Origin of the sequence: Microbacterium sp. P03 (assembly GCF_043556235.1) — a bacterium.
Classification (GTDB): domain Bacteria; phylum Actinomycetota; class Actinomycetes; order Actinomycetales; family Microbacteriaceae; genus Microbacterium.
The window spans coordinates 292,582-319,233 of the sequence record NZ_JBIGIM010000004.1 but is presented as its reverse complement, the minus strand read 5'-3'; the positions used below and the strand labels follow the sequence as shown (position 1 = coordinate 319,233).

22 protein-coding genes are annotated in these 26,652 nt (G+C 68.9%); 13 read left to right on the top strand and 9 right to left on the bottom strand.

Annotated features, from left to right (window positions below):
- Positions 1-15 precede the first annotated feature (15 nt).
- Positions 16-1,395 carry a DUF2252 domain-containing protein gene (locus tag ACFXOO_RS12770; RefSeq protein WP_394563791.1) on the bottom strand — a complete coding sequence of 460 codons (1,380 nt, stop codon included), beginning with the start codon at positions 1,393-1,395 and terminating at the stop codon, positions 16-18.
- A gap of 58 nt (positions 1,396-1,453) precedes the next feature.
- Here ACFXOO_RS12770 and ACFXOO_RS12765 point away from each other — a divergent pair, with 58 nt between their 5' ends.
- From ACFXOO_RS12765 to ACFXOO_RS12755, 3 genes are all read left to right on the top strand, one after another.
- Positions 1,454-2,218 carry a potassium channel family protein gene (locus tag ACFXOO_RS12765; RefSeq protein ID WP_378842749.1) on the top strand — a complete coding sequence of 255 codons (765 nt, stop codon included), beginning with the start codon at positions 1,454-1,456 and terminating at the stop codon, positions 2,216-2,218.
- Between the two features lie 65 nt (positions 2,219-2,283).
- Positions 2,284-4,011 (top strand): ABC transporter ATP-binding protein, encoded by a 1,728-nt coding sequence (locus tag ACFXOO_RS12760; protein WP_378852849.1) that lies wholly within the window; start codon positions 2,284-2,286, stop codon positions 4,009-4,011.
- On the top strand, positions 4,008-6,056 hold the full coding sequence (locus ACFXOO_RS12755; protein WP_378852851.1) for an ABC transporter ATP-binding protein: 2,049 nt from the start codon (positions 4,008-4,010) through the stop codon (positions 6,054-6,056). The genes ACFXOO_RS12760 and ACFXOO_RS12755 overlap by 4 nt, the downstream gene beginning before the upstream one ends.
- Positions 6,057-6,110: 54 nt before the next feature.
- Here ACFXOO_RS12755 and cls read toward each other — a convergent pair whose 3' ends face one another.
- The 4 genes from cls to ACFXOO_RS12735 are packed head-to-tail and all read right to left on the bottom strand — an operon-like array spanning position 6,111 to position 9,006.
- Positions 6,111-7,574, bottom strand: a complete 1,464-nt coding sequence (gene cls / locus ACFXOO_RS12750) for a cardiolipin synthase (protein WP_394563790.1) — start codon at positions 7,572-7,574, stop codon at positions 6,111-6,113.
- 10 nt (positions 7,575-7,584) lie between these two features.
- Positions 7,585-7,938: an SHOCT domain-containing protein gene (locus ACFXOO_RS12745; RefSeq protein WP_378842757.1), complete on the bottom strand. Its 354-nt coding sequence runs from the start codon at positions 7,936-7,938 to the stop codon at positions 7,585-7,587.
- Entirely contained in the window at positions 7,935-8,372 is a 438-nt protein-coding gene (locus ACFXOO_RS12740; protein WP_378842759.1) for a DUF6325 family protein, read from the bottom strand. The genes ACFXOO_RS12745 and ACFXOO_RS12740 overlap by 4 nt, the downstream gene beginning before the upstream one ends.
- Before the next feature lie 37 nt (positions 8,373-8,409).
- On the bottom strand, positions 8,410-9,006 hold the full coding sequence (locus ACFXOO_RS12735) for a hypothetical protein (protein ID WP_394563789.1): 597 nt from the start codon (positions 9,004-9,006) through the stop codon (positions 8,410-8,412).
- A gap of 138 nt (positions 9,007-9,144) precedes the next feature.
- Between ACFXOO_RS12735 and ACFXOO_RS12730 the strand changes: the two genes are divergently transcribed.
- The 7 genes from ACFXOO_RS12730 (at position 9,145) to ACFXOO_RS12700 (ending at position 18,604) form a co-directional block, all read left to right on the top strand.
- A complete protein-coding gene (locus tag ACFXOO_RS12730) occupies positions 9,145-10,371 on the top strand; it encodes a glycosyltransferase (protein ID WP_378842763.1) in 1,227 nt (408 codons plus the stop codon).
- Positions 10,372-10,400: 29 nt separating this feature from the next.
- The gene (locus ACFXOO_RS12725) at positions 10,401-11,609 is read left to right on the top strand and encodes a glycosyltransferase (protein ID WP_394563788.1); all 1,209 of its coding nucleotides are present in this window, start codon (positions 10,401-10,403) and stop codon (positions 11,607-11,609) included.
- A gap of 235 nt (positions 11,610-11,844) precedes the next feature.
- Positions 11,845-12,855, top strand: coding sequence for a GlxA family transcriptional regulator (locus tag ACFXOO_RS12720; RefSeq protein WP_394563787.1), 1,011 nt, complete (start codon positions 11,845-11,847; stop codon positions 12,853-12,855).
- Positions 12,856-12,935: 80 nt separating this feature from the next.
- A complete protein-coding gene (locus tag ACFXOO_RS12715) occupies positions 12,936-14,570 on the top strand; it encodes an L-lactate permease (protein ID WP_378842769.1) in 1,635 nt (544 codons plus the stop codon).
- Between the two features lie 76 nt (positions 14,571-14,646).
- The gene (locus ACFXOO_RS12710; protein WP_378852861.1) at positions 14,647-16,803 is read left to right on the top strand and encodes an ATP-dependent Clp protease ATP-binding subunit; all 2,157 of its coding nucleotides are present in this window, start codon (positions 14,647-14,649) and stop codon (positions 16,801-16,803) included.
- Between the two features lie 35 nt (positions 16,804-16,838).
- Positions 16,839-17,312, top strand: a complete 474-nt coding sequence (locus ACFXOO_RS12705) for a hypothetical protein (protein ID WP_394563786.1) — start codon at positions 16,839-16,841, stop codon at positions 17,310-17,312.
- A 431-nt stretch (positions 17,313-17,743) separates the two neighbouring features.
- Positions 17,744-18,604, top strand: coding sequence for a UbiA family prenyltransferase (locus tag ACFXOO_RS12700; protein ID WP_394563785.1), 861 nt, complete (start codon positions 17,744-17,746; stop codon positions 18,602-18,604).
- Between the two features lie 57 nt (positions 18,605-18,661).
- On the opposite strand, the gene ACFXOO_RS12695 is transcribed toward ACFXOO_RS12700, so the two are convergent.
- The 3 genes from ACFXOO_RS12695 to ACFXOO_RS12685 are packed head-to-tail and all read right to left on the bottom strand — an operon-like array spanning position 18,662 to position 21,639.
- Positions 18,662-19,792 (bottom strand): FAD-dependent oxidoreductase, encoded by a 1,131-nt coding sequence (locus ACFXOO_RS12695; protein WP_394563784.1) that lies wholly within the window; start codon positions 19,790-19,792, stop codon positions 18,662-18,664.
- Complete coding sequence (locus tag ACFXOO_RS12690; RefSeq protein ID WP_378842779.1) at positions 19,785-20,495, bottom strand: methyltransferase domain-containing protein; 711 nt, start codon at positions 20,493-20,495, stop codon at positions 19,785-19,787. The genes ACFXOO_RS12695 and ACFXOO_RS12690 overlap by 8 nt, the downstream gene beginning before the upstream one ends.
- 13 nt (positions 20,496-20,508) lie before the next feature.
- Complete coding sequence (locus ACFXOO_RS12685) at positions 20,509-21,639, bottom strand: type III polyketide synthase (protein ID WP_394563783.1); 1,131 nt, start codon at positions 21,637-21,639, stop codon at positions 20,509-20,511.
- 95 nt (positions 21,640-21,734) lie between these two features.
- Between ACFXOO_RS12685 and ACFXOO_RS12680 the strand changes: the two genes are divergently transcribed.
- From ACFXOO_RS12680 to ACFXOO_RS12670, 3 genes are all read left to right on the top strand, one after another.
- A complete protein-coding gene (locus ACFXOO_RS12680; RefSeq protein WP_378842783.1) occupies positions 21,735-22,532 on the top strand; it encodes a DeoR/GlpR family DNA-binding transcription regulator in 798 nt (265 codons plus the stop codon).
- 174 nt (positions 22,533-22,706) lie between these two features.
- Positions 22,707-23,435: an SDR family oxidoreductase gene (locus tag ACFXOO_RS12675; RefSeq protein ID WP_378842785.1), complete on the top strand. Its 729-nt coding sequence runs from the start codon at positions 22,707-22,709 to the stop codon at positions 23,433-23,435.
- A 13-nt stretch (positions 23,436-23,448) separates the two neighbouring features.
- Positions 23,449-25,068 (top strand): xylulokinase, encoded by a 1,620-nt coding sequence (locus ACFXOO_RS12670; protein ID WP_394563782.1) that lies wholly within the window; start codon positions 23,449-23,451, stop codon positions 25,066-25,068.
- A 7-nt stretch (positions 25,069-25,075) separates the two neighbouring features.
- Here the strand turns inward: ACFXOO_RS12670 and ACFXOO_RS12665 are convergent, their stop codons facing one another.
- Positions 25,076-26,542 carry an FGGY family carbohydrate kinase gene (locus tag ACFXOO_RS12665; RefSeq protein WP_394563813.1) on the bottom strand — a complete coding sequence of 489 codons (1,467 nt, stop codon included), beginning with the start codon at positions 26,540-26,542 and terminating at the stop codon, positions 25,076-25,078.
- Between the last annotated feature and the right edge of the window lie 110 nt (positions 26,543-26,652).

Sequence of the window (26,652 nt, the reverse complement as noted above, 5' to 3'; positions counted from 1 at the left end):
CGCGGGGCCGTCCGCCTACCGCGCGCCGGGCTGGGCCTCGAGATAGGACTCGTAGTCGGCTCGGGAGATGTCCGCGTAGTCGTATGCCCATTCGAGAATGGATTCCGCGACGACTCGACCGTTGCCGATGTAGCCGGCGATGAGCGCGGCGGTGCTGGACTGCACGTGGGCGCGCGCGAGCGTCGTCGCGCACGTGTCGGCGTACCGGCGGAACGGGGCGTCCTCCAGCGTCTCCATCTCGATGCCCCCCTTCATGTCGTGGAACTGGCGCACGTAGAAGTCGTTTCCGTTCTCCTCCACCCGCAGGTGCCCGAGGAACGGGTCGGACACGGCCTGCAGGATGCGCTGCATCGCCACGACCCTGCCGCCCTCGCCGAACTGTTCGACGTGGTCACGGACGGCCTGCGGCTGGACGATCCCGCCGAACTCCTCGAGCACGCTGCGCCCTGCCTGCTTCGCCTGCAGCAGAAGGGCATGACCGGAGCCGTCCTGCATCAGCACGAGGAAGCAGCGCGTCCCCACGCTGCCCACACCCACCACGCGGCGCGCGACGTCGCTGACCACGTAGTGCTGGAAGAGCATCCGGATGTCGACCTTCGTGCTCGCGACGTAGTCCAGGGTGAACGCGTGCAGTCGCTCTTCCAGCTCGGGCGCGGTGTGCGTCATCGTCGGGGGCGACTCGATGAAGCGCAGACGGCCGTTCTCCGCCCGCTCGGTGATCCGGCGGGTGGCGCGTTCACCCGTCCGCTTCTGCGCATCGCGCATCGCGGCTCGCATCGTCCGCCGCGACGCGGGATCCGTGCCGCTCAGCCGCGAGTGGGCGTCGAAATGCTCGTAGTAGCGCTCGAGAGGACTCAGGCGGACGCCCGCCGCCATGGCCCGGGCGTAGGTGCGGACCGCGCTGAGTGCCGCATTGCGCACGACCCGTTCATCGCGCGACGTCGACTGCCCGGCGATCACGATACTCGTGACGAGCCGCTTGAGGTCCCACTCCCACGGGGCCCAGCCCGCCTCGTCGAAGTCGTTGAGGTCGAACACGAGCGTGCGCTGCGGCGAGGCGTAGAAGCCGAAGTTGGCCACGTGCGCGTCGCCGCACGACGCCACCTGGATTCCGCTGTGCGGATCGCGCGCGAGATCGGCCGCCATGATCGCGGCCGTACCGCGGTAGAAGGCGAACGGGCTGGCCGACATCCGCTCCGCACGCATCGGGAGCAGGTCCTGCACCCGCGTCGCGTTCTGCGCGTCCAGGATGCCGAGCGGGTCGCGGCCGGCGGTGTCGCGCCGCGACAGCGTGCTGCGGGGGACTTTCGAGCGGATGCTGCGGCCGATGTCGAACTGCGCGCTGAGTGTCGGCGGCGACACCCACGTCGCATCCAGGGGTTTGGGCGAGGTCATGTGCTGATCATGGCACCGACCCGCGGGCCGGTGAGGGGTGCGTCTATATAGTGCAGGTGTGACAGCCGAGGCGGATCGCGCGAGGAGCAGGGGCGAGAACGATCGCACCCGTCGCTGGGGCGAGCTCATGTACTGGCCGCTGACCCTGGCGGCGCTGCTGTTCCTGATCACGTACACCGTGCACGTCATCGGCGACGTCAGCGGCATCACCCGCGGCTTCACCCTGAGCACGATCGGCGTGATCTACATCGTCTTCGCGGCGGACTACGTCATCACGCTGATCCTGTCGCACCCTCGTCGACGGTGGTTCCGCACGCATCTGTTCGATCTCGCCGTCGTCCTGGTGCCGGCGCTCCGACCGATCCGGCTGCTCGGCGCGCTGACCAGGATCGCGTCGATGCGTGGGACGGCCGGCACATCGATCAGGGCGCGGCTGCTCATCTACGGGTCGGGTACGGCGCTGCTGCTCATCTGGTACATCTCGCTCGTCGTCCTGGAGGCCGAGCGCGGAGCGCCGGGAGCGACCATCCGCACGTTCGGCGACGCGGTGTGGTGGGCGTTCTGCACCGTCACGACCGTCGGCTACGGCGACTACGTGCCGGTGACGGTCGTGGGCCGCGTCGCGGCCGTGTTCCTGATGGTCGGAGGCGTGGTGCTGGTCGGCATGATCGTGGCGACGTTCGCGTCATGGGTGGGCGAGCGTGCCTCGCGCGGGCACGATGAGGTGCGGCCGGCGAGCCGCGCCGACGTGCAGGAGCTGACGAAGGCTCTGCAGGAGGCGAGCGACCGCGTGGCGGCCGAGCGCCGGTCACGCGGCGCGTAGAGCCCTTCCGCTCAGGGCGTAGGAGCCCGCTGGTGGGTGTCGGAGGTTGGTCGTACGCTGAAAGCGTGCTCGGAAAACTCCTCGTCCGCTATCTGATGCCCTACCGCTGGCTCTTGGCGGTGCTCCTCGTGTTCCAGCTCATCTCCGCGATCGCGACGCTGTATCTGCCGCGTCTGAATGCCGACATCATCGATCAGGGCGTGTCGAAGGGCGACACCGCCTACATCTGGTCCACGGGCTCGTTCATGCTCGTCATCTCCCTCGGGCAGATCGTGGCCGCGATCGTCGCCACGTACTTCGCGGCGCGCGCCTCCATGGCCGCGGGGCGAGACATGCGCAACGACATCTACGAGAAGGTGAGCGGGTTCTCCGAGCGCGAGGTCTCGGCATTCGGTCCGGGCTCGCTCATCACCCGCAACACGAACGACGTCCAGCAGGTGCAGATGCTCGCGATGATGGGCGCGACGATGCTGGTCACGGCACCGCTGCTGGCGATCGGCGGCATCATCATGGCGCTCCGGCAGGACGTCGGGCTCAGCTGGCTCATCGCCGTCGCGGTGCCGCTGCTCCTGGTCATGGTCGTCCTGATCGTCAGCCGCATGGTGCCGCTCTTCCGTCAGTTCCAGAAGAAGCTCGACGCCGTCAACCGCATCATGCGCGAGCAGCTCACAGGCGTGCGCGTCGTGCGCGCCTTCGTTCGCGAAGACATCGAAGAAGAGCGGTTCGGCGTCGCCAACACCGACATCATGGTGGTCGGGCGCAAGGTCGGGTCGCTCTTCGTCCTGCTGTTCCCGCTCGCGATGCTGGTCCTCAACGTGACGATCGTCGGAGTGATCTGGTTCGGCGGCATCGAGGTCGATGACGGCAGCATCCAGATCGGCACGCTGTTCGCGTTCATGCAGTACATCGCGCAGATCCTGATGGGTGTGCTGATGGCGAGCTTCATGACGATCATGATCCCGCGCGCCGCCGTCTCGGCGGAGCGCATCGCAGAAGTGCTCGCGAGCGAGTCCACCCTGGTCCGTGCCGAGAATCCCGTGCGGGACTTCCCCGACCGGGGCGCGGTGCGCTTCGACGCCGTGGAGTTCACCTACCCGGGCGCGGAGTCGCCCGTGCTGCACGGCATCACCTTCGAGGCCCAACCGGGAGAGACGCTCGCGATCGTCGGCTCCACCGGCGCGGGCAAGACGACGCTCGTGTCGCTGATCCCGCGGCTCTTCGACGTCACCGGCGGGTCTGCGCGCGTGGGCGGCGTCGACGTGCGCGAGGCCGACCTCGATCTCCTGTGGCGGGGCATCGGTCTCGTGCCGCAGCGTCCATTCCTCTTCTCCGGTACGATCGCCTCGAACCTCCGATTCGGACGCGAGGATGCGACCGACGACGAGCTCTGGGCGGCGCTGGAGATCGCACAGGGCCGTGACTTCGTCGAAGAGATGGAAGGCAAGCTCGAGGCCCGCATCGCGCAGGGGGGCACGAACGTCTCGGGCGGACAGCGGCAGCGGCTCGCGATCGCACGCGCCATCGTGCATCAGCCCGACATCCTCGTGTTCGACGACTCGTTCTCGGCGCTCGACCTGACCACCGACGCCCGCCTGCGGCAGGCGCTGTGGCGCGAGCTGCCGCACGTCACCAAGATCGTCGTCGCCCAGCGGGTGTCGACGATCACCGAAGCAGATCGGATCGTCGTGCTGGAAGACGGACGCATGGTCGGTGTCGGAACGCACCAGGAGCTGCTGGAGACCAGCAGCACCTACCGAGAGATCGTCGACTCCCAGCTGGCGGTGCAGGCATGAGCACTCCCGACGTCATGACGGAAGAAGAGCGGGCCGAACTCGAGCTCGCCGAGCAGGCACGACAGAACTCCGGCGACTGGGATTCGGTCAAGCCCGGCAAGGCCGACAACTTCGGCCAGAGCTTCAGCCGCATGATCGGCCTGCTCCGACCGCACGCCGTCGCCTTCACCTTCGTCTCGATCCTCGGCGCGATCGGCGTCGTCCTGTCGGTCATCGCCCCGAAGATCCTGGGCGAGGCGACCAACCTCATCTTCGAGGGCTCCGTCTCGCGCGCGCTCGCCGAGCAGTTCCCCGCCGGCACGTCGCAGGCCGACGTCGTCGATGCGCTGCGGAGCGCGGGCCAGACCGATTTCGCCAACATCATCGGCGGCTTCAGCAACTTCACCGTCGGCGCGGGCGTCGACTTCGACGCCCTGCGCATGGTCGTCGTCGGAGTGCTGGCGATCTACGTCGCATCCGCGTTCCTGGGCTGGATCCAGGGCTATGTCATCAATATCATCATGGTGCGGACGATGTGGCGTCTCCGCGAGTCCGTCGAGGCGAAGATCAACCGCCTGCCGCTGTCGTACTTCGACAGGGTGAAGCGCGGCGACCTCATCTCGCGCGTCACGAACGACATCGACAACATCACCCAGACGATGCAGCAGTCGCTGTCGTCGGCGCTCACCTCCGTACTGACCGTCGTCGGCGTGATGGTCATGATGTTCTCCATCTCCTGGCAGCTGGCTCTCGTCGCGCTCATCTCGCTACCGCTCATGGCGGTCATCTTCGGCGTCATCGGCCCGAAGTCGCAGAAGGCCTTCGGCATCCAGTGGCGCAAGGTCGGGCTGCTGAACGCCCGCGTCGAAGAATCGTTCTCGGGCCACGCCCTCGTCAAGGTGTACGGTCGCGAGGCCGATTCTCGCGAGAAGTTCCGCGCCGAGAACGAAGAGCTGTACCAGGCGAGCTTCCGGGCGCAGTTCCTCTCCGGCGTGATCATGCCGGGTATGACGTTCATCGGAAACCTGACGTACGTCGGCATCGCGGTGCTCGGCGGACTCATGGTCGCCGGCGGCCAGCTCCGGCTGGGTGACGTGCAGGCCTTCATCCAGTACTCGCAGCAGTTCACGCAGCCGCTGTCGCAGCTCGGGGGAATGGCGGCGGTCGTGCAGTCGGGCACCGCGTCGGCCGAGCGGGTGTTCGAGCTGCTCGATGCCGAGGAGCAGACGCCAGATGCCGACGACGCCCCCGTGCCCGTCGACGGCGAAGGCGTCATCGAGTTCGAGAACGTCCGGTTCTCGTACACCCCCGAGCGGCCGCTCATCACCGACCTGTCGTTCCGGGTCGAGCCCGGACAGACCGTCGCGATCGTCGGCCCGACCGGAGCCGGCAAGACGACGCTCGTCAACCTCATCATGCGCTTCTACGAGCTGGACGGCGGCCGCATCCTGCTCGACGGACAGGACATCGCCGCGTTCCGGCGCGACGACGTGCGGTCGCGCACCGGCATGGTGCTGCAGGACCCGTGGCTGTTCGCCGGCTCGATCAAGGAGAACATCCGGTACGGCCGGGAGTCCGCGACCGACGAGGAGATCTTCGAGGCGGCCAAGGCGACCCGGGTCGATCGGTTCGTCCACTCGCTGCCCGAGGGCTACGACACGGTGCTCGACGAGGACGCCTCGAACGTGTCGGCGGGTGAGAAGCAGCTGATCACGATCGCCCGCGCCTTCCTCGCCCAACCGTCCGTCCTCATCCTCGACGAGGCGACGTCATCGGTCGACACCCGCACCGAGCTGCTTCTGCAGCAGGCGATGAACGCCCTGCGTGAAGGCCGCACGTCCTTCGTGATCGCGCATCGTCTGTCGACGATCCGCGACGCCGATCTCATTCTCGTGATGGAGCACGGCGACATCGTCGAGAAGGGGTCGCACGATGAGCTCATCGCGGCGAAGGGTGCCTATTGGCGCCTGTACCAGTCGCAGTTCGAACACGCGTCGGCCGACTTCGGGGCAGAGGACTCCGGGTCCGCCGAGAACGTCCAGACGGGGAGCCGCGCCGAAGGCTGAACGGTCGTCAGCGGAACGGCGATCCTCTTCAAGAGACCGCCACCGTCGACCGGGTCAGTTGACGGCTGAGGTCAGACGCGCGAGGCCGTCCAGGAACGTAGCCTTGCGGGGCTCGCGACGCCATTCGTCCAGCGTGAGTTCGCGCCCGGCATCCCGATATCCCTGCTCGACCTCACGCATCGCCGCCACGAATGACGACCCGCGGACGAGCAGCGACGATTCCATGTTCAGGCTGAACGAGCGGATGTCCATGTTGCTCGACCCGATCACCGCCAGGTCGTCATCGATCGAGAAGTGCTTCGAGTGCAGGATGTACGGCGCCGGGTAGAGGAAGATCCGCACGCCCGCCTCGAGGAGCGTCTCGTAATACGAGCGCTGGGCGTGGTACACCAGCCCCTGGTCGCCGATCTCCGAGACGAACAGCTGCACCTCGAGACCGCGCTGGCACGCGGTGGTGATCGCGTACACCATCGCCTCATCGGGCACGAAGTACGGACTCGTCAGGATGACCCGCTCCGTGGCTCCGTAGATCAGGGACAGGAAGAGGCGCAGGTTGTTCTCGGACTCGTACCCCGGACCGCTCGGGACGACCTGGCAGAGCAGCGCGCCGGGTGATGTCGAAGCGGGCACGGATTCCGCGGCGAGGTGCTCCTGCAGCAATGTCTCGCCGGTCTCGATGAGCCAGTCCGACAGGAAGATGGTGTTGACGGATGCCACGACCGGCCCGGTCAGCCGCGTCATGAGCTCTTGCCACATCAGCCCCCGTGCGATGTTCTTCGGGGAATCGTACGAGCGGTCGATGAGGTTCTGCGATCCCATGAAGGCGATGAGCCCGTCGACGACGACGAGCTTGCGGTGGTTGCGCAGGTCGGGGCGCTGGTACTTCCCCTTCAGGGGCTGTACCGGCAGCATCCACTCCCACTGGACCCCGATCCGGTCGAGTTCGGCCAGCGTCTCAGCGCAGACCGAGACTCGCCGGGTCGCCACGTAGTCGGTGAGGAGCCGCACCGTGACCCCGCGTCCGACCGCGCGCTCCATCGCCCCGAAGAAGCCCTTCGTCGTCGCGTCGAAGGCGACGATGTAGAACTCGACGTGCACGAAAGCCGTCGCTCGATCGATGGCCGCGGCCATCGCATCGATGGAGGCCTGGTAGTCGCCGATGAGCTCCGCGTCGTTACCGCCGACGGCGGGCAGTCCGGTGAGCGTCTCGTTCTGCTGGACGACGCGTTGGAACCAGCGCGGCCATGCAGCATCCGTCGTCGTGATCCGCGCGCTCCCGACCATCGCACGGATGAGCGCGTCGATGCGCGACTGCTCGTCGCGCCTCTTCTGGGGGAGGCGGTACGTGCCGATCAACAGGAAGAACAGGATGCCGACCACCGGCAGGAGGAGGATCAGCAGCAACCACGCCATCGCGGCGGTGGGCTTGCGACCACGGGGGATGACGATCAGGGCGGTGATGTTGATGGCGAGGGTCACGGCGGCGCCGAGCGCCCACCACCACCCGGAGTCGGGCATCTCGCGGCCCTCAGCCCAGCAGCTTTGCTTTCGCGGCCGAGAACTCGGCGGCGTCGAGCACGCCCGCGTCGCGGAGCGCCGCGAGCTTCTGGAGCTCGCCGACGATGTCGAGCGCGGGCGCAGCGGCGGTGGGTGCCGGCGCGGCGGGCGCGGCGTACTGCGCCTGCGCGGCCGCGTGGGCGGCGGCAGCCTGCATCGCTGCAGCCTGCTGGTCGGCCTGGTACAGGGCCGCCTGTTGCTGCTGGGCATCCCGCTGCGCCTGGGCGCGCTGCATCGAACCGTTGACGGCGTTCGCCGTGCCGGCGACGACGGCGGTGCGCGCCGCGAGCCCGAGGAGGCCGGGGCGCCCCATGCGTCGGATCATGATTCTTCTTCCTCCTGCGCCGCCTGGACGAGCGCATTGACGATGGGTGCGGGGATGCGCTCGCTGCGGAGCACCACGCCGCCGGACGCCGCGAGGCTCTCGGCAAGCCGCTTGGCGAAGACGAGCTCGTAGGCCATGATCGCCGCCGAAGCACCCGGAGGGATCAGATCGGCCAGCTCATCGATGTCGTCGTCGCCGGCGATGCCGAGTTCGGCCAGTTCCAGGTCACCGAACCCGAAGCGATCTGCGTCGTCATCGATCTCGACGGCGGTGACGTCGCCGTCCTCGCCCTTCGAGACGATGATCATGTCGAGCAGTCGGACCAGGCCGCTCTCGATCAATTCGACGATGGAGGCGATGACGCCGGGGTCGGGGCGGTCGCCCTCGAAGCCGACCAGATGGAGTTCTACCGGACCGTACTCGAAGGCTGCCACGTCGTTCCTCTCGCTGGACGCCTCCACCGTAGACCCCTCAGGGCGTGGGGTCGATGCGCAAAACGGTCGGCGACTCGCCGAGCGTGACTTCGTCCACGACCCGCACGGTGCGTGCCAGGTCGTCGACGGCGGCGATGACCGTGCCGAAGGTCGTCCGTTCGGCGCACACCGCGGTGACCGTCACGAAGTGCGTGCCCGTGTCCCAGGTGTAGGTGGCGAACGGAGGAGTGCGCGGGTCGGAGGGGAGCGCCATCGCCAGCTTCTCCCCGACACCGAGGTAGGGGTTGCGGAACGACTCGGTGTCGTCGTACTCCATCGGCATCGACGCGCGCGCTGCGCGCAGCTGCGAGGTCGCCTCCTGGACCTGCGCCATCACGACGAGCATGTCGGGATCGGACTTCCACACCCACACGAGCACGCGGCCAGCGGCTTTGCGCATCAGGAACGGCGCGACCTGACTCATCGCCCACGCCGCCACGCCGTTGCCCTGGCGGTCGGTCGCACCGGTGGCGCGGTTCACCTGGGTCAGCAGCATCCGGATCGCCGCCTTGCGGTGTCGACGCCCCCGCAGCCCGAGCGAATCGGTGACCGGCACCCACCGGGTCGCATCGGCATCGGCCTGTAGTCGCGGCATCCCCCCAGAGTACGGGTGGCGCCGCGACCCCGCGTGCGGCGCGCGCCCCGGGGTCCTGTGGGCCGCTCGGGTAGAGTCGGAGCCGAATGCACCACCTCGTGCGACCCCACCCGCCGCAGAGATAGGCAGCAGAACCCCGTGACTTCCCCCGCCGCACCCGACGCCCCCGGCCCGGATGAGACGACCCCGCCCTCGCCGGCCCCCCTCACCATCCTCATCGGAGCCGACACCTTCAGCCCCCACGTGAACGGGGCCGCGCGTTTCGCCGAGCGCCTCGCCGCGGGCCTCGTGACGCGCGGCCACAACGTGCACGTGATGGCCCCGAGCAAGAGCCACCGGCAGCACGGGACGTTCACCGAGGTGATCGAGGGCGAGCCGATGACGATGCACCGCATGCGGTCGCACCGGTATCTGCCGCACGACTGGCTCACCTTCGTCTTCCCGTGGATGGTGAAGCACCACTCGCGGAAGATCCTCGACGAGGTGAAGCCGGACGTCGTGCACATCCAGTCCCACATCGTCGTCGGGCGCGGCCTGGCGAGGATCGCCCACAAGCGCGGCATCCCCGTCATCGCCACCAACCATGTGATGGCCGAGAACATCCTGGACTTCACCACTCTTCCTCCGGTGCTCGACAAGATCGTCGTCAAGCTCGCCTGGGACGACGCGAAGCGCACCTTCGACCTCACCCGCGCCGTGACGACACCCACCCGTAGGGCCGCCGACTTCCTCGAGTCGACGATCAAGATCCACGACGTCATCCCGATCAGTTGCGGGATCGACAAGTCGAACTACGCGCCGGATCTCTCCCCCCGCGACGCCAACCGACTGCTGTTCGTCGGCCGACTGACGACCGAGAAGAACATCGACCAGGTGCTTCGCGCGCTGCAGACGCTCGATCCCGCACTGGATGTCACCTTCGACATCGTGGGCAACGGCGATCAGCGCAAGAATCTCGAGCAGCTCACGCATCAGTTGGGACTCGACGGCCGTGTGACGTTCCACGGACACGCGTCCGAGGAGGACCTGCGCGCGATGTACTCGCGGGCGAGCGTGTTCGTGATCGCCTCGATCGCCGAGCTGCAGTCGATCGCGACGATGGAGGCGATGGCGTCCGGTCTGCCGATCGTGGCGGCGAACGCCGTGGCGCTTCCGCACCTCGTGCACGACGGCGAGAACGGCTACCTGTTCGAACCGGGCGACATCCCTGCGCTCGCCGCGCGCATCACGGACGTGCTCACCGCGAGCACCGAGGAGCGCCGGCGCATGCAGCAGGCGTCGCTCGACGGCGTGATCATCCACGACATCAATCGCACCCTCGACACGTTCGAGGCGCTGTATCGCGACGAGCCGCTCCCGGCCTGACGCGCCGCTCCCGCACACCCTCAGACGCCATGCACATCCTGATGTTCGCCGACCAGCACATCGAGACGCTGGGCGGTGCGCAGGTGTCGATGCGCCTGCAGCGGCGATTCCTCGAGCGCGCGGGGCACACGGTCACGATTGTGGCCCCCGCGAGGCACTGGCCGCGCGCAACGACGGCGACGCCGGATGCCGCCTTCCTCGATCTGCCGTCCGTGCCGATCACGCTCGACCGCGAGTACGCGCTGACCGTCCCGGGCCGACGTGCCGACGCCGCCATCGACCGGGCTCTGACGCACCGGCCGCCGGTCGACGTCGTCCACGTGCAGGCCGACTTCTGGGGCGCCTTCCTCGGTCACCGCTTCTCGCGGCGAACCGGCATCCCCGCCGTGCACACGATGCACAACCGGGTCGATGTGGGCATCGAAGCGGTCGCACCGTTCCCCGGCACGGTGCTGGCCGCGCTCAACCTCTGGCAGCGACGATCGCTTCCTCGCCTGTCGGGGGTTCCGGTCGGATCCGACGGCTGGGCCTACCTGCGCGGTCTCGCGGCCGGCGCGCTCGCCGTGACCGCGCCCTCGGCGCACTTCGCGCGGCGGCTCGAAGATCACAGGGTGTTCCCCTCGGTCGATGTCGTCTGGAACGGGATCGACGACGACGTCCTCGACGCGGCGCTCGCGGTCGCCGGTGCACCACGGACGAGCGGGAGACCACGCTTCGTGTGGCTCGGACGCATGAGCCCCGAGAAGCGCCTGATGCCGTTCCTCGAGGCCGTCGCCGCGTCCGGGGTGCGGGCCGACGTCGAGGTGATCGGCGGCGGCGCGCAGCTGGCGGCGGCGCGCAGTCTCGTGCAGCGGCTTCAGCCCGCGGCATCCGTCACTTTCGCCGGTCGGTTGCCGTACGCAGAGACCCTGCGCCGCATCCAGGAGGCGGATGCCGTCGTGCAGACCTCGATCGGATTCGAGACGCAGGGCATGACGGTGTTCGAGGCCGCGTCGCTCGGCACCCCGTCGGTCGTCAGCGACCCGGACATCGGCGCGGAGCTCCGTTCGGGATTCTGGGCCGTCGGCGAGCGGGCCGGTGATCCCTCGGTGGCTGCGCTCGCCGCGGCCCTGCGGCGGGCGGCGGAGGACATCTCCGGCGGCGCCGCCCCGGTGCCGGATGTGTCGATCCGCGAGCGGTTCCGGCAGTCGTCGCGCACCGACGCGATGCTCGAGGTGTATCGCCGCGCGATCGGCTGAGGCCCGGAGACGGCGACCCCTGTCACGGCAGGCGTGTCCAGTCGGTGCGGGTCGCACGGTAGCCGTCGGAGTGGACGGAGACGATCGTCGAGCCGATCGCGACGAGGGACAGGGCAGCAAGAACAACGAGAAGGATCATGGCAGAAACGCTACGGTTGCATTCATCCTGCCACGAGTGGCAGGATAGCCATGAACCACCGGATTACTGCCACGGTTCGGAGTCGGAGGAAATGACATGAAAAGCGTCGCGGTCATCGTGCAGCACGGCTTCGCCCCGTTCGAATTCGGCCTCGCGTGCGAGGCGTTCGGCCTCGATCGCTCCGCCGACGGGATCCCCCCGTTCGACTTCCGCATCGTCACTCCCGACCCGGGCGCGGTGAGCAGCAACATGGCCTTCTCGGTCAACGTCGAGCGCGACCTGGCCTTCGCCGACGAGGCCGATCTGGTGGTCGTCACTCCGATTCCGCGCTCGACGTGGGGCGCGGTGGACGACCGCGTGAGCGACGCGATCCGGCGGGCGGTGGCCCGCGGCGCCTGGGTGCTGACCGTCTGCAGCGGGGCCTTCGCCGTGGCGGCGGCCGGAGTGCTGAACGGCAAGCGCGCGACCACGCACTGGATGTATGCCGCGCAGATGGCCGAGATGTACCCCGAGATCGACGTCGATCCCGACGTCCTGTACGTGCAGGAGGGGCGCATCATCACGAGCGCGGGCACTGCCGCCGGGATCGACGCCTGCCTTCACCTCCTGCGGCAGGAGCTGGGCGCCGAGATGACCAACCGCATCGCCCGGCGCATGGTCGTCCCTCCGCAGCGGGACGGCGGCCAGGCGCAGTTCATCGACCGTCCGCTTCCGCAGGCGACCTCGCTCTCGCTCGCTCCGGTCACGGACTGGATGGTCCAGAACCTGCGCCTCGACCTGACCGTCGATCAGCTCGCCGCGAAGGCGCACATGTCGCCGCGCACGTTCGCCCGTCGGTTCAAGGCGGATCATGGCACGACGCCGGCAGCCTGGCTCGCGCGCCAACGTCTGATCCACGCGCAGCGCCTGCTCGAGAAGACCGACCTGGGCCTGGATCGCATCGCGTGGGAGAGCGGGTTCGGGTCGGCAGCCGTCCTCCGTCAGAACTTCGCGCGCACCCTCGGAACGACGCCCACGGCGTATCGGGCGACATTCACGTGCCGATCGGATGCCGCGGCATCCGATGTCGTACCGCTCGCGTCGACCGTTCCCCAACTCGTCGCCTGAAAGGGTAGAAAGCGCTCCCAGGGAGTCGATAGGTTGGCGCGAGGAGGCGTCGCACCAGCGCCCCCGGAAGGCGGCCCGTCGTGTGGACCCAGGACTTCGACCCGCTCGGCACGCTGTGGCTCTCCGCGATCGTCGCCGCGATCCCGATCCTGGCGTTCCTGCTCTGCCTGGTGGTGTTCAAGCTCAAGGGCATCACGGCGGGCATCATCGCGGTCGCTCTGGCCGTGGTCGTCGCGGTCTGGCCGTTCGGCATGCCCATCGCCTCGGTCGCCGGGGCGGGTCTTCTCGGCATCCTCACCGGACTCTGGCCGATCGCCTACATCATCATCATGGCGGTGTGGCTGTACAAGATCGCGGTCGTGAGCGGCCGGTTCGACACCATCCGATCGTCGATCGCCTCGGTCTCGCCCGACCAGCGCATCCAGGTGCTGCTCATCAGCTTCAGCTTCGGCGCGTTCCTGGAGGGCGCCGCCGGCTTCGGAGTGCCGATCGCGATCTGTGCTGCGCTGCTCGTGCAGCTCGGCTTCCGGCCGATCAAGGCGGCCATGCTGAGCCTCGTCGCCAACGCGGCCGCGGGAGCCTACGGTGCGATCGGCATCCCCGTCATCGTGGGTGCGCAGATCGGCGGGGTCGAGCTCGGCGACCTGTCGGTGATGATGGTCGTGGTGCTGCAGCTCATGACGCTCGCGGTGCCGTTCCTGCTCGTGCTCATCCTCGACGGGCTCAAGGGGCTGCGTGAGACATGGCCGATCGTCCTCGTCCTGAGCGTGGCCTACAGCGGCGCGCAGGCCACGATCCTGCTGTTGCTCGGTCCGGAGCTGGCCGACGTGCTCCCCGGCCTGTTCGGCATGGTCGTGATCTTCGCGATGGGCCGTGTCTGGCAGCCCCCGCGCATCTACCGCGAGGACGGCGGGGCGGTTCCGGTTCCCGAGAAGCAGTCGTTCGGCGACGTGGTCGTCGCGTGGAGCCCGTTCTACATCCTCACCGCGTTCGTGTTCGTGTGGAGCATCCCATGGTTCAAGGGGCTGTTCGCCGCAGCATCCGTCGACGGGTCCACGCCCGCGGGCCCCCTGAACGGCCTCGTCTTCAACGTGCCCATCCCGGGCGTCACGGGCGCGATCCAGATCGCCGGCGACCCACCCACCACGATCCAGTCGATGTGGCAGTTCACCCCGCTGAACGCCACCGGCACCGCCATCCTCCTGGCCGTGCTGCTGACCTTCTTCACCACCCCGAACCTGCGCGCCCATGATCTGTGGGGGCAGCTGGCAGCGACCGTCCGCGAACTGTGGAAGCCGATCGTGCTGATCCTGCTCATCCTGGTGGTCGCGAACATCGCGAACTACTCGGGGGGATCGGCGAGCATCGGCAATGCGCTTGCGGGCGCCGGCGTGATCTTCCCGCTGTTCGCGCCGATCATCGGATGGTTCGGCGTCTTCATCACGGGCTCGGTCGTGAACAACAACACACTGTTCGCGCACCTCCAGGCGGTGACAGCGAACCAGATCGGCGTCGACCCCACCCTGCTGGTCGCCGCCAACACCGCCGGTGGCACGATGGCCAAAGTGGTCTCGCCGCAGTCGATCGCGATCGCCGCCGGGGCCGTGGGATTGGTCGGCAGGGAGAGCGAGATCCTCCGGGCATCGATCAAGTACAGCCTCGGGATGCTCGCCTTCATCTGCGTGTGGACGTTCCTGATCTCGCTCGTCCTGTAGCGCGCGTCGGGCGGCGCTGCTAAACTTGAGTCAATCAGGCTCAACTTTATGAGCCGCCCAGACTTCAGGAGAACACATGAATGCTGCACCACAACCCGGGCAGGAGGAAGCGCAGAGCGCCCTCGAACAGTTCGGGATCAACCTCACCGACCGTGCCCGCCAGGGCAAGCTCGACCCGGTGATCGGTCGCGACAGCGAGATCCGCCGGGTCAGCCAGGTGCTCACGCGGAGGACGAAGAACAATCCCGTACTGATCGGCGAACCCGGTGTCGGCAAGACGGCCGTCGTCGAAGGTCTCGCACAGCGCATCGTCGCGGGCGACGTCGCCGAATCGCTCAAGGGCAAAGAGCTGATCACCCTCGACATCTCCGCGCTGGTCGCCGGCGCGATGTACCGCGGACAGTTCGAGGAGCGGCTCAAGAGCGTGCTCAAGGAGATCACCGAGTCCGACGGCAAGGTCATCACGTTCATCGACGAGCTGCACGTGCTGATGGGCGCCGGCGGCGGCGAGGGTTCGGTCGCCGCCTCCAACATGCTGAAGCCGATGCTGGCGCGCGGAGAGCTGCGCCTGATCGGCGCCACGACGCTCAACGAATACCGCGAGTTCATCGAGAAGGATGCTGCGCTCGAGCGTCGCTTCCAGCAGGTCTACGTCGGCGAGCCGAGCGTCGAAGACACCGTCGCGATCCTGCGCGGGCTCAAGGAGCGCTACGAAGCGCACCACAAGGTCGCGATCGCGGATGCCGCGCTCGTGGCGGCGGCCGCGCTCTCGCACCGCTACATCCCCAGCCGCCAGCTGCCCGACAAGGCGATCGACCTCATCGACGAAGCCGCGTCCCGCCTGCGGATGGAGATCGACTCCGCACCGCTCGCGATCGACGAGCTGCGACGTCACGTCGACCGGCTGAAGCTGGAGGAGCTCGCCCTGAAGAAGGAGAAGGATGCCGCGTCGAAGGAGCGCCTCGGCGTCCTGCGCGAGACGCTCCGCGGTGAGCAGGCACGCCTGGACGAGCTGCAGGAGCGGTGGGAGCGCGAGCGTGCGTCGCTGAACCGGGTGGGCGACCTCAAGACGAAGCTCGATGCCGCGCGCATGGAGGCCGAGCGCGCCCAGCGCGAGGGCAACCTCGAGAAGGCATCGCGCATGCTCTACGCCGAGATCCCCGCGCTGGAGCGACAGCTCACCGACGCCGAGCGCGCGGAGCCCGCGGGCGATCGTATGGTGAACGACCAGGTGACGGACGAGGACATCGCCTCCGTGATCGCGGCATGGACCGGCATCCCGGTGGGTCGCCTGCTGCAGGGCGAGACGGAGAAGTTGCTCCATCTCGAAGCCGAGCTGGGCAAGCGTCTGATCGGTCAGAAAGACGCCGTGAAGGCGGTCGCGGATGCCGTGCGCCGCTCGCGTGCGGGCATCAGCGACCCCGATCGCCCCACCGGGTCGTTCATGTTCCTGGGCCCGACGGGCGTCGGCAAGACCGAACTGGCCAAGGCGCTCGCCGAGTTCCTGTTCGACGATGAGCACGCGATGGTGCGCATCGACATGTCGGAGTACGGCGAGAAGCACTCCGTCTCGCGCCTGGTCGGGGCCCCTCCGGGCTACATCGGGTACGAGCAGGGCGGACAGCTCACCGAAGCCGTCCGTCGGCGGCCGTACTCGGTCGTGCTTCTCGACGAGGTCGAGAAGGCGCATCCGGAGGTCTTCGACGTACTGCTGCAGGTGATGGACGACGGCCGGCTGACCGACGGACAGGGGCGCACGGTCGACTTCAAGAACGTCATCCTCATCCTCACGTCCAACCTGGGGTCGCCCATCCTCATCGACCCGATGCTGACGATCGACCAGAAGCGCGAGCAGGTGCAGGCCCTCGTGCGGCAGGCGTTCAAGCCGGAGTTCATCAACCGGCTGGACGACATCGTGATCTTCCAGGCGCTCACGCAGGACGATCTCGCTCAGATCGTGGAGCTCGCCGTGTTCGCACTGCAGCGCCGCCTGCGGGAGCGTCGGCTCACGCTGGCGGTCACGCCCGACGCGCGTGCGTGGCTCGCCGAGCGCGGGTACGACCCGCTGTTCGGTGCGCGGCCGTTGCGTCGGCTGATCCAGTCCGAGATCCAGGACCGCCTCGCGATGGGCATCCTGGGCGGCGGCGTGCGCGACGGTGACGTCGTGCGGGTGGATGTCGCGGCCGACGGTTCTGCGCTGGCCCTCACGAGCGCGGGGCCGGGCGCGGACTGACCTCCGCGCGAGAGCCGTGACGGTACGGTCGGAGCATGCACCTCGCTGCGCGCTCCGGCCGTTTCGTCTTCGTCGCCCAGTGGATCCTCGCGGTGCTGCTGCCGGTGTTCTTCTTCCTCGGGCGCGGGTTCGTGGGTGCCGAGCTCGGATGGCTGACCGTCTTCGGCATCGTCTACGGGTTCTTCGTCGTCGTCGTGCTGCTCGCCCCGCCGGTCATGACGCTCTTCGACCGCACGGTGCGCCAGCAGAAGCGCACCCGGTGGGGATACGGCTTCAGCACGATCGTGCTCTGGGTCGCCCTCGCCCTCGCGGCGCTCGTCGTCCCCGACGCCGGGGACGGTCCGCCGCTGGACTCGGCGCTCACCGTCTGGACCGGCGGCGCCGTCAGTCAGGAGTCGGCGGGGACGATCTTCGCCGTCCTGTCGGTGGCCATCGGCCTGGCGTACCTCGTGGCCTTCGGCTTCGCCGTCGCCGGCATCGCCCGCTGGCGATCCACCGGCGAGAGCTGAGGCGCCGGGCACCGGGCGCGTCGTGGCCGGGCGCGCGGGCGACGAACCCCGAGCGGCCCGACGGTGGTGCCCCCCGGCCTGCCGTGGCGCGAGCGGTCGCGACATGCCGCTGCGTGCCGCGGCGCTCCCGGGTCAGGCGGCGTATCGCGACCGCTCGCCAGGCTCCGGGCGCGCCGACCCCGAGCCGCCGATGCAGGTGGTACCCACCCCGAGCAGCCTGCCGTGGCGCGAGCGGTCGCGACATGCCGCTGCGTGCCGCGGCGCTCCCGGGTCGGCGGCGTGTCGCGACCGTTCGCCGGGCGATCGTTCGCCGTTCGCCATACGCCGGGCCGGGCGAGCTGCTGCCCGATGTCGCCGGGCCCCCGCCGCGGCGACGGGGCTCGGGCAGTGTGCGACCATCGACGTGTGCGACATCACCCCGTGACCGCGCCATGAGCCTGGTCGGCGCACTCTGGCGCTCCACCCACCCCGGTCCGAGCGTCGTCGTGACGGCGGTCGCGACCCTGCTCGGGGTGGCCGTCGGTCTGCCGCCCTGGCGACTGATCGTCTTGGGCGTCGCTGTGCTGCTGGGTCAGCTGTCGGTCGGGCTGTCCAATGACGCCATCGACGCCCGCCGCGACCGTGAGGCGGGGCGCACCGACAAGCCGTTGGCGCGGGGCGAGGCATCCGTCCGCTCGGCGTGGATCGCTTCGGCTGTGACCGTTGCGGTCGCCCTCGCGCTCTCCGCAGCGCTGGGGGGGTGGATGCTGGTGGCCCACGCGATCCTTCTGGCATCGGCGTGGTCGTACAACGTGGGGCTCAAGTCGACGCCCATCTCGGTGGTGCCGTTCATCGTCAGCTTCGGGCTGCTGCCCTCTCTCGCGACGCTGTCGGCGGTCGACCCCCGGCCGGCCGCGCTCTGGGCGGGGGCGGCGGGGGGTGTGATTGGCATCGCGATCCATCTGACCAACGTGCTCCCCGACTTCGAGGATGACGCACGCACCGGTGTGCGCGGCCTGCCCCACCGGATCGGCCGTCGAGCCTCTGCCGTGATCGCCGCCATCGCGCTCGCGCTCGGAGCACTCGTCGTGCTGATCGGTTCGACGCTCGGCGCACCGGCCGGCGGCGGTGGGACCGCGTCGCCCACCGTGTTCGCCGGGGTCGTCTTCGCGCTCGCCGTCGGGCTCGCCGCCGCGGGGCTCACCCTCGCGCTGGTGCGGCCGCCCGGGCGAGGGGTGTTCCGCCTCGTCATGCTCGCTGCACTCATGCTGTGCGTGCAGCTCGCCGCGACGGGCCAATCGATCGCGGCGTGAGCCGATGGCACTCGGTCGGCGCAGCTCGCACGTCGACGTGCCGCCGTCACCGAAGAATCACGCGCCGGCGTCGAGGCCCATCGCGTAGGCGTGGGCGAACAAGCGGCCCGCCGGCGGCGCGAGCATCGCGCGCACCCCGGTGCGGCGCAGGGTGTCGGCGACGCCGGGCATGGCACGGCCGAGATCGGTGTTGAGCGCCGCGAGGCGCGCCGCACGCAGAGCCGACCGCACCCGGCGGGTCTCCCAGCGCCCGAGATCGTCATCGGGGGCCACTCCGGTGCGCACCCACCGAGCCAGCAGAGGTGCGAGCCCCGCCGCGTCGAGCAGACCGAGGTTCATGCCCTGCCCACCGATCGGGCTGACTTCGTGCGCGGCGTCGCCGATCACGAACAGGCGCCCGCGCCGCATCCGAGGGGCGACATAGCGCCGCACGCCGAACGACGAGGCCCACGTGATCCCCTCGGCGGCGTCGGGCTCGCCCCGCACCGCGACCGCGGCGCGGAGCCGTTCGAGCCGTCGAGCGGGGTCGTCGTCGCCGCCCGGGGCGTCCCAGGCGACGTAGCGTCGCTGGCCGTCGGGAAGCGGGAAGGACTCCATCACGCCGGTCGGATCGAGGTTCACCACGGCGACGTCGGGGTCGGCATCGACGCCGGCCGCGGCATCCGTCATCAGATAGCGGTCGGGGTACGTCGTCAGCGGTACGGCGCCGGGCCGGAAGACGAGGTCCCGACCGCCACTGCCCGAGGCCACGACCACGATCGGGCTCGTGCGCTCGCCGTCGTGCGCGCTCACCCGCACCGCATCGCGGGACGGGACGACCGATGTGACCGTGGTGTCGCGCCGGGGAACCGGTGCCCGGTCGGTGAGGATCCGCTCGGTGCGTGCCTGCGGGAGGGTCGCGACGAAGGGGAAGCGGGTCGACAGCAGATCGAAGCGCACGATGCCGAGCGTCTTCCCTCGGGCGCGGGCCAGCCCGCGGGGCACGCGAACCGCCCGAGCGAGCAGCTCGTCGGTGATCCCGGACTGTTCGAGCGCAGCCAGGACGGGCGCGTGGATGCCGATCGCGCGGGTACCGTCGCCCGCCGCGGCCCTCCGCTCGAGGACCTCGACGTCGATGTCGCGCCGGCGCAGCTCGCCCGCGAGCAGCAGACCCACGGGGCCCGCTCCGATGACGATGACGTCAGGCATCGTCTGACCTCGACGCGAGAAGGCGGAACGGCGCGGGACGCTCGATGCGCCACCCCGCGCCGAGCGCGGCGGCGAGCTCGTCGGCACGGTAACTGCGCCGGATCGAGCGCAGACCGTCGGTGCGCAGGAACGTGCCCGGCGCGAGCGGGGTGATCCCGAGGGCGTACAGCATGTACGCGGGGCGGCTCCTCGCGATGTCGGAGTGCAGCACGATCCCGGTCGACAGAGCAGCGGATGCCTCGGCGAAGGCGGTGAGCTCGTCGGGCTCGAGGTGGTGCAGCACGTGGTTGGAGAGCACGGCATCGAACTGCTCGCCCCGCGCGAGCAGCGACGAGGAGTCGTCGCACAGGAAAGTGGTGCGCGCCCCTGCGCGGGCGGTGGCAACGGCGTGCGCACGCGGGTCGGGGTCGACTCCCACCCAGTCGACGCTGAGCCCCTCGCGACCGGCGAGAGCGCTCAGGCGGGCGAGCACGTCGCCGCCACCCGACCCGAGATCCAGCACCCGAGCGGGACGGCCGAGCGTCCTGAGGTATGGTCCGAGGCGATCGCGGTATACGTGTCCCCACCCGGACACGAGGCGGTTGACGGTTCCGAACCTGCGCAGCGTCGCCGCGAGGCGGTCGGGATCGCACGCGGGGTCGTCCATCAGCTCGCGCAGATCGACATCGCGCCGGTGCAGTCCCGAGTACGTGGTCGCGCTCATCCCGTCGACGACCTCATGCCGGCGCCGGTGCGCGTTTCGTGAGGAGGGCCGACTCCACCGTCAGCCCCGGGCCGAAGGCGAGCGCGGAGATGCGACTGTCGGCCGCGACCTCGCGGTCGCCCAGCAGCGCGCGCAGGATGAAGAGGATCGTGGCGCTGGACATGTTCCCATGGTCGCGCAGAACCTTTCGCGACGCATCGATCGCGTGCGGGGGGAGCTCGAGGCCGGACTCCACCCGGTCCAGAACGCTGCGTCCGCCCGGGTGCACCGCCCAGACGTCGGGCGCGGGGTCGCCGGCGAGGAAGGCGCCGACCGCGCCGCGGATCTCCCGGCCGATGATCCGTGGCACCTCGGCCGAGAGGATCATCTCGAAGCCGTGATCGCCGATGGTCCAGACCATGTCCTTCTCGCCCTCGCTCGTGAGCGTCGTGGCGAAGCGGTGCAGCTCGAGTCCGCCGAGGTGCTCCCACGCCGGATCGGCCGAGATGACGGCGGCCGCCGCGCCGTCGGCGAACACCGACGCCGCGACGATCTGCTGCGGGTCGCTCGATGACCGCACGTGCAGGCTGCAGAGCTCGGTGCAGACCACCAGCACGACCGCCTCCGGCTGCGCGGTCGTGATACGGGTGGCGAGCCGCAGAGCCGGCAGTGCCGCGGCGCACCCGATGAATCCGAGGTGGTAGCGCTCGACGTCGGGCGAGAGCCCGAGGTCGCGCACGAGGCGGTAGTCCGGTCCGGGTGCGAAGAACCCGGTGCACGAGACGGTGACGACGTGCGTGATGGCGGATGCCGGCATCCGGGCATCCTGCAATGCAGAGCGTGCGGCATCTGCGGAGAGCCGCGGAGCGACCGCCGTGTAGACGTCGTTGCGCGCGCGGGTGGACGGCGACTGGAGTGCGAGCCCGTCGATGAAGGAGGGGCCGGGCGAGTCCGCCGTGCCTCCGGCGGGTGACGCGTCGGGGTCGCCGAGCTGGGTCAGCACCGTGTGCCGGTGCTCGATCGACGCAGCGTCGAACGCCGCGTGGATGAGGCGACCGGTGAGGCGATCGGTTCCGGGCTGGGCCGCGAAGAAGTCGCGGATGCGCTCCTGGGGCACTCTCGTCGGCGGGACGGCTGTGCCGATCGACAGGATGCGGGAAGCCATGGACTGACTCAATCACGGATCCGGCGACGTGGGGTCACGGCTTGTCAGATGGCGCGCGGGGCGCTACGGATACAGTGCTATCGGAGGTTCCGATCATGCCCAACGACCGCCGTGGTTCCCTGTCGCCTTCCGAGCGCCAGCGGAAGATCCTCGATTTCGTGATGGCGGCCGGCCAGGCGACCGCAGCCGAACTCACAGAGGTCACCGGACGCAGTCTCATGACCGTCCATCGCGACATCGACGACCTCTCCACGCGCGGCCTCGTGCGCAAGTTCCACGGCGGTGTCTCGGCTCTGCCCACAAGTGTCTTCGAATCCAGTTCGGACTTCCGCATGAACCGACGCACCGAGGCGAAGGAAGCATTGGCGCGTGTGGCCGCGGAGTTCGTCGAGCCCGGCAGCTCCGTCATGCTCGACGACTCGACGACGGTGCTGGCACTCGCCCGTCTCCTGGCCCCGAGAGGGGCTCTGACGATCGTCACGAATTACCGGCAGGTTCTTGAGTTGACGCGTGAGAACCCCGATCTGAACGTCATCATCATCGGCGGCCGCTACTCGCTGACGCACGATTCCTTCATCGGGCCTCCGGACCAGACGAACATCGAGGCCTATGCGGTGGACATCGCGTTCCAGTCGACGTCGACCATGGATACGCGGATGACCTATCACCAGGAGCAGGACGTGGTGAGCATGAAGCGGGTGCAGTTGCACACGGGTCGCCGTCGCGTGCTGATGATGGACGGGTCGAAGGTGGGCCACACCTCGCTCTTCCGCTACGCATCCATTGCGGACTTCACGGACGTCATTTTGACTGACGACGTCCCGTCGGCGACCGTCGATGCCATCGCCGAGGTCACGGCCGTGCACATCGCGCGCATCGAGCATCCTTCCTGAATCGATCGTCGAGCCCACGCGAATTACCAAACACTTTGACAGGATTACCACTCAGGGTGGTACTGTGAGGGCGTACTGACGAACCGCACGTGGTGTGCAGCGGTCTCGCGTGCGCTCCGATCTGCTCTCGTCGGCGCCTGCGGCCGAAGGCTGTGCCCGGGAAAGGACTCATCGATGAGTGATGCATTGGCAGGCAAGGTCGCCGCCGTGACAGGAGCCGCTTCGGGGATCGGGCTGGCCTGCGCCACGGCGATGATCGACGCGGGTGCCACCGTGGTGCTCGTGGATCGAGACCGGAAGAAGCTCGGCGAACTGACGGAGAAGCTGGGGTCGCGGGCGGAAGCGCTCGTCGTCGACCTGCTGGATCCGGCGCAGACGGACGGCATCCTCGATGGTGTCCTCGGCATCACCGGGCGGCTCGACATCTTCCACGCGAATGCGGGAGCCTACGTCGGCGGCCCGGTAGCCGATGGCGATCCTGACGAGTGGGACCGTGTGCTGGATCTCAACGTCAAAGCCGCATTCCGAAGCGTCCGTTCCGTGCTGCCGCACTTCATCGCGCAGAAGTCCGGCGATGTCCTCTTCACGAGCTCCATCGCAGGAGTCGTTCCCGTGGTGTGGGAACCCATCTACACCGCGTCCAAGTTCGCCGTCCAGGCTTTCGTGCACACCACCCGTCGGCAGGTCTCCGAGCACGGGGTCCGCGTCGGCGCCGTCCTTCCCGGACCGGTGGTGACTGCGCTGCTGGATGATTGGCCGAAGGCCAAGATGGATGAGGCGCTTGCGTCGGGCAGCTTGATGCAGCCCGAAGAAGTCGCCGCCGCCGTGCTGTTCATGCTCACCCGCCCCCCGCATGTGGTCGTCCGCGATCTGGTGATCCTGCCCAACGCCGTAGATCTCTGAGTACGCGGATCTCATGCACGGCGACAGCACTGTTCCCGGCGTGAGCGGAGCAGACCAGGTCCGCCACGGTCGTGGGACGCTGGGCGTGGAGCTGGGGTCGACCCGCATCAAAGCGAGCCTCATCGGTTCTGACCACTCCGTGCTGGCGACCGGTTCCTTCGAGTGGAGCAGCCGCCTGATCGATGGATCATGGACCTACCCGCTGGGCGAGGTCTGGACCGGACTGCAGGCGGCCGTCCGAGCCCTTCTGGATGACTGCGAACGGAGTCTCGGCGTCCGGCCGAGCAGATTCGCAGCGATCGGGATCTCCGCGATGATGCACGGATACCTCGCGTTCGACGGCGACGGCGGGCTCCTCGTGCCATTCCGCACCTGGCGGAACACCACGGCCGACGAAGCGGCGCGGCAGCTGACCGCCGCGTTGGGGTGCCGCATTCCCCGCCGCTGGTCGGTCGCACACCTTTACCAGGCCATGCTCGACGCCGAGCCGCATGTCGCCGACATCCGGTTCTTGACGACGCTTGCCGGATACGTCCATTGGCAACTCACCGATCAGCGGGTCCTGGGGCTGGGGGATGCCTCCGGCATGTTCCCCATCGACTCCCACTCCCACCAGTGGGATGCCCGCAGGCTCGAGGCATTCGACCGCCTCGCGCATGCGCGGCAGCCGGGGACCCGACTGAGCGACCTTCTGCCGATCCCGCTGAACGCGGGGGCCGACGGCGGCAGCCTGACCGCGCGCGGCGCGCTGCTGCTGGATCCGAGCGGTGGTCTGGAGGCCGGGAGTGCGTTATGCCCGCCGGAGGGGGATGCGGGCACGGGGATGGTCGCGACGAACTCCGTGGCTGTCAGGACGGGGAACATCAGCGTCGGCACGTCGGTGTTCGCAATGATCGTGTTGGAGGCGTCTCTTCCCGATGTCGCCTCGGATGTGGATCTCGTGACCACACCCTCCGGTGAGCGCGTCGCCATGATCCACTGCATCAACGGAACCGGCGAGCTGGCGGAATGGGCCTCCGTGTTCGAGAGTTTCAGCGCGGCGATCGGCAACCCCGTCGACCGCAACACCGTCTTCCGGACCCTGCTCTCCGAGGCTCTGGACGGGGACGACGACTGCGGCGGGCTCCTCGCATACAACTTCCTGGCAGGCGAGCCCATCGTGGGTGTCTCCGCGGGGCGACCCATGCTCGTGCGCACGCCCGGCAGCAGGCTCACACTCGCCAATCTCATCCGGGCGCAGATCTTCAGCTCCTTCGGTGCGCTCAGCATCGGTCTGAGAGCCCTCGAGGAGGAGGGCGTAGCCGTCGACACCATGCACGCGCACGGCGGTCTGTTCACGACGGCCGGGGTGGGTCAGAAGATGCTGGCAGCGGCGATCGGGCATCCGGTGGCGGTGGTCGAAACGGCGTCGGAAGGCGGATCCTGGGGCATCGCCGTGCTGGCCGCTTATCGGAGCGCGGTACGCGCCGGCGATGGTTCCTCGCTCGCGGACTACCTGGAGACCCGGGTCTTCGCGGGAGCGATCGCGCAGGCCGTGGTTCCTCACGAGTCGGACATCGCCGGCTACCTGAAGTTCCTCGAACGGTATCGGGCCGGCCTCGCGATCGAGCGCGTCGCTGAGATCGCCATGTGAGAGCGATTCAGCGCGATGGCTGTTCCGGGTCCTTCGCGTACAGCGACATCGACGTCCTGGTCCGTGTGAAGGTCTCGAAACGATCCGCGTAGAGCGGAGCGACAGAGGCATCGGGTTCGAACACACGAGTATGCCGCACGAGGTGACGTGCCGCCTCGTCGGCGTCGGCGTAAAGACCTCTGCTCACGGCCGCGGCGATCATCGCGCCCTTCGCGCCCACCTGGCTGTCGGCCGGCCGCAGTGCGGGGACCCCTGTCACGTCCGCCACGATCTGGCACCAGAACGAGTTGCCCGAGCCCCCGCCCGACATCGCCAGCGCGGTCGAACTCGTACTCGCTGCCGACGCGCATTCCTTGATCACATAGGCGAGTCCCTCCAGGCATGCCCGGGCGATGTCAGCGCGGGAGTGCGCGAAATGGAGGCCTCCGATCGTGCCTCTCGCGGACCGATCCAGAAAAGGCGCGCGCTCGCCCACGCCCGAAAGGTAGGGCCAGATGATCACTCCGTTAGCCCCGGGGGGTGACTGGCTCGCGAGCTCGGTGAGTGCCGCCGCATCCGGCAATCCCAGCAGCTGAGCGGTCCAATCCACGACGCCCGTGCCCGCCAGCGTGGGGAAGGCGCGTACGACGGAGGGGCCGTGCCCGGTGAGCAGCGTCAGCCCGCCCGGCTCGCCTGTGGTGTCGGCGTGCGCCTCGATCACCCCCGCGCAGAGGGTGGTGCCCAGAATGCAGAAGGCGTCTGCGACGTCCACTGCGCCGCTGCCCAGAGCGGTGGCCACCACGTCGTACGGGGCGAGGACCACGGGCGTATTCGGTTCGAGTCCGGCAGACAGGGCGATGTCGCGTCGCAGTGGTTGCACGAGCTCGTCGCCCTCCAGCACGCGGGGCACGAGCGTGGCGTGGTCCTGCAGCCCGTAGAGCTCGAGCAGCATTCCTGATCCGCCGCCGGTGTGGACGTCCAGCCACGGAGCGGACGCCTCGGAGAAATGCAACCCCCGCACGCCCGTGAGCGCGAGGAAGATCCAGCTTCCGCAGGTCAGGACGCAATCGACGCCGTCCAGTCCCGGGCCGCGGTCGAGCTGATGACGCATGATCGCGTTGGGCAGCCCCTTGTTGCCGAGGGATCCGTTGATACGGAATACCCGCTCCAAAGTGCCGTCGGCCTCCCAGGCGGCGAGGACCCCGTCGGCCCGCCCATCGTTCCAGAGGATCGCGTCGCCGGCAGGACGTTCATCCGCGCCCACGGGCCAGAAGCCGTCGCCCTGTGCCGTGATCGCGATCGACGTCACCGGCTCCGATGAGGCGGCGACGGCCTCCCTCATGGTGGTGAGCACGGCGCCGAGGACGTCCGCCATATCTTGCTCGACCCGGCCCGACTCCGGCCTCGACACCCGCGTGGGGCGTCGTGACACGGTGAGCTCCCGCCCGTCGGCGGAGAAGACGACCGACTTGATCACAGAGGTACCCGCGTCCACGCAGAGGATCGCGCTCACAGGGTGGCTCGTGGATGTGTGACAGTCGACATGTGCTGGGTGGCGTGATCATTCGCGCTTCCTCACACAGTAGTCGCCCGCATGAGCGCTCC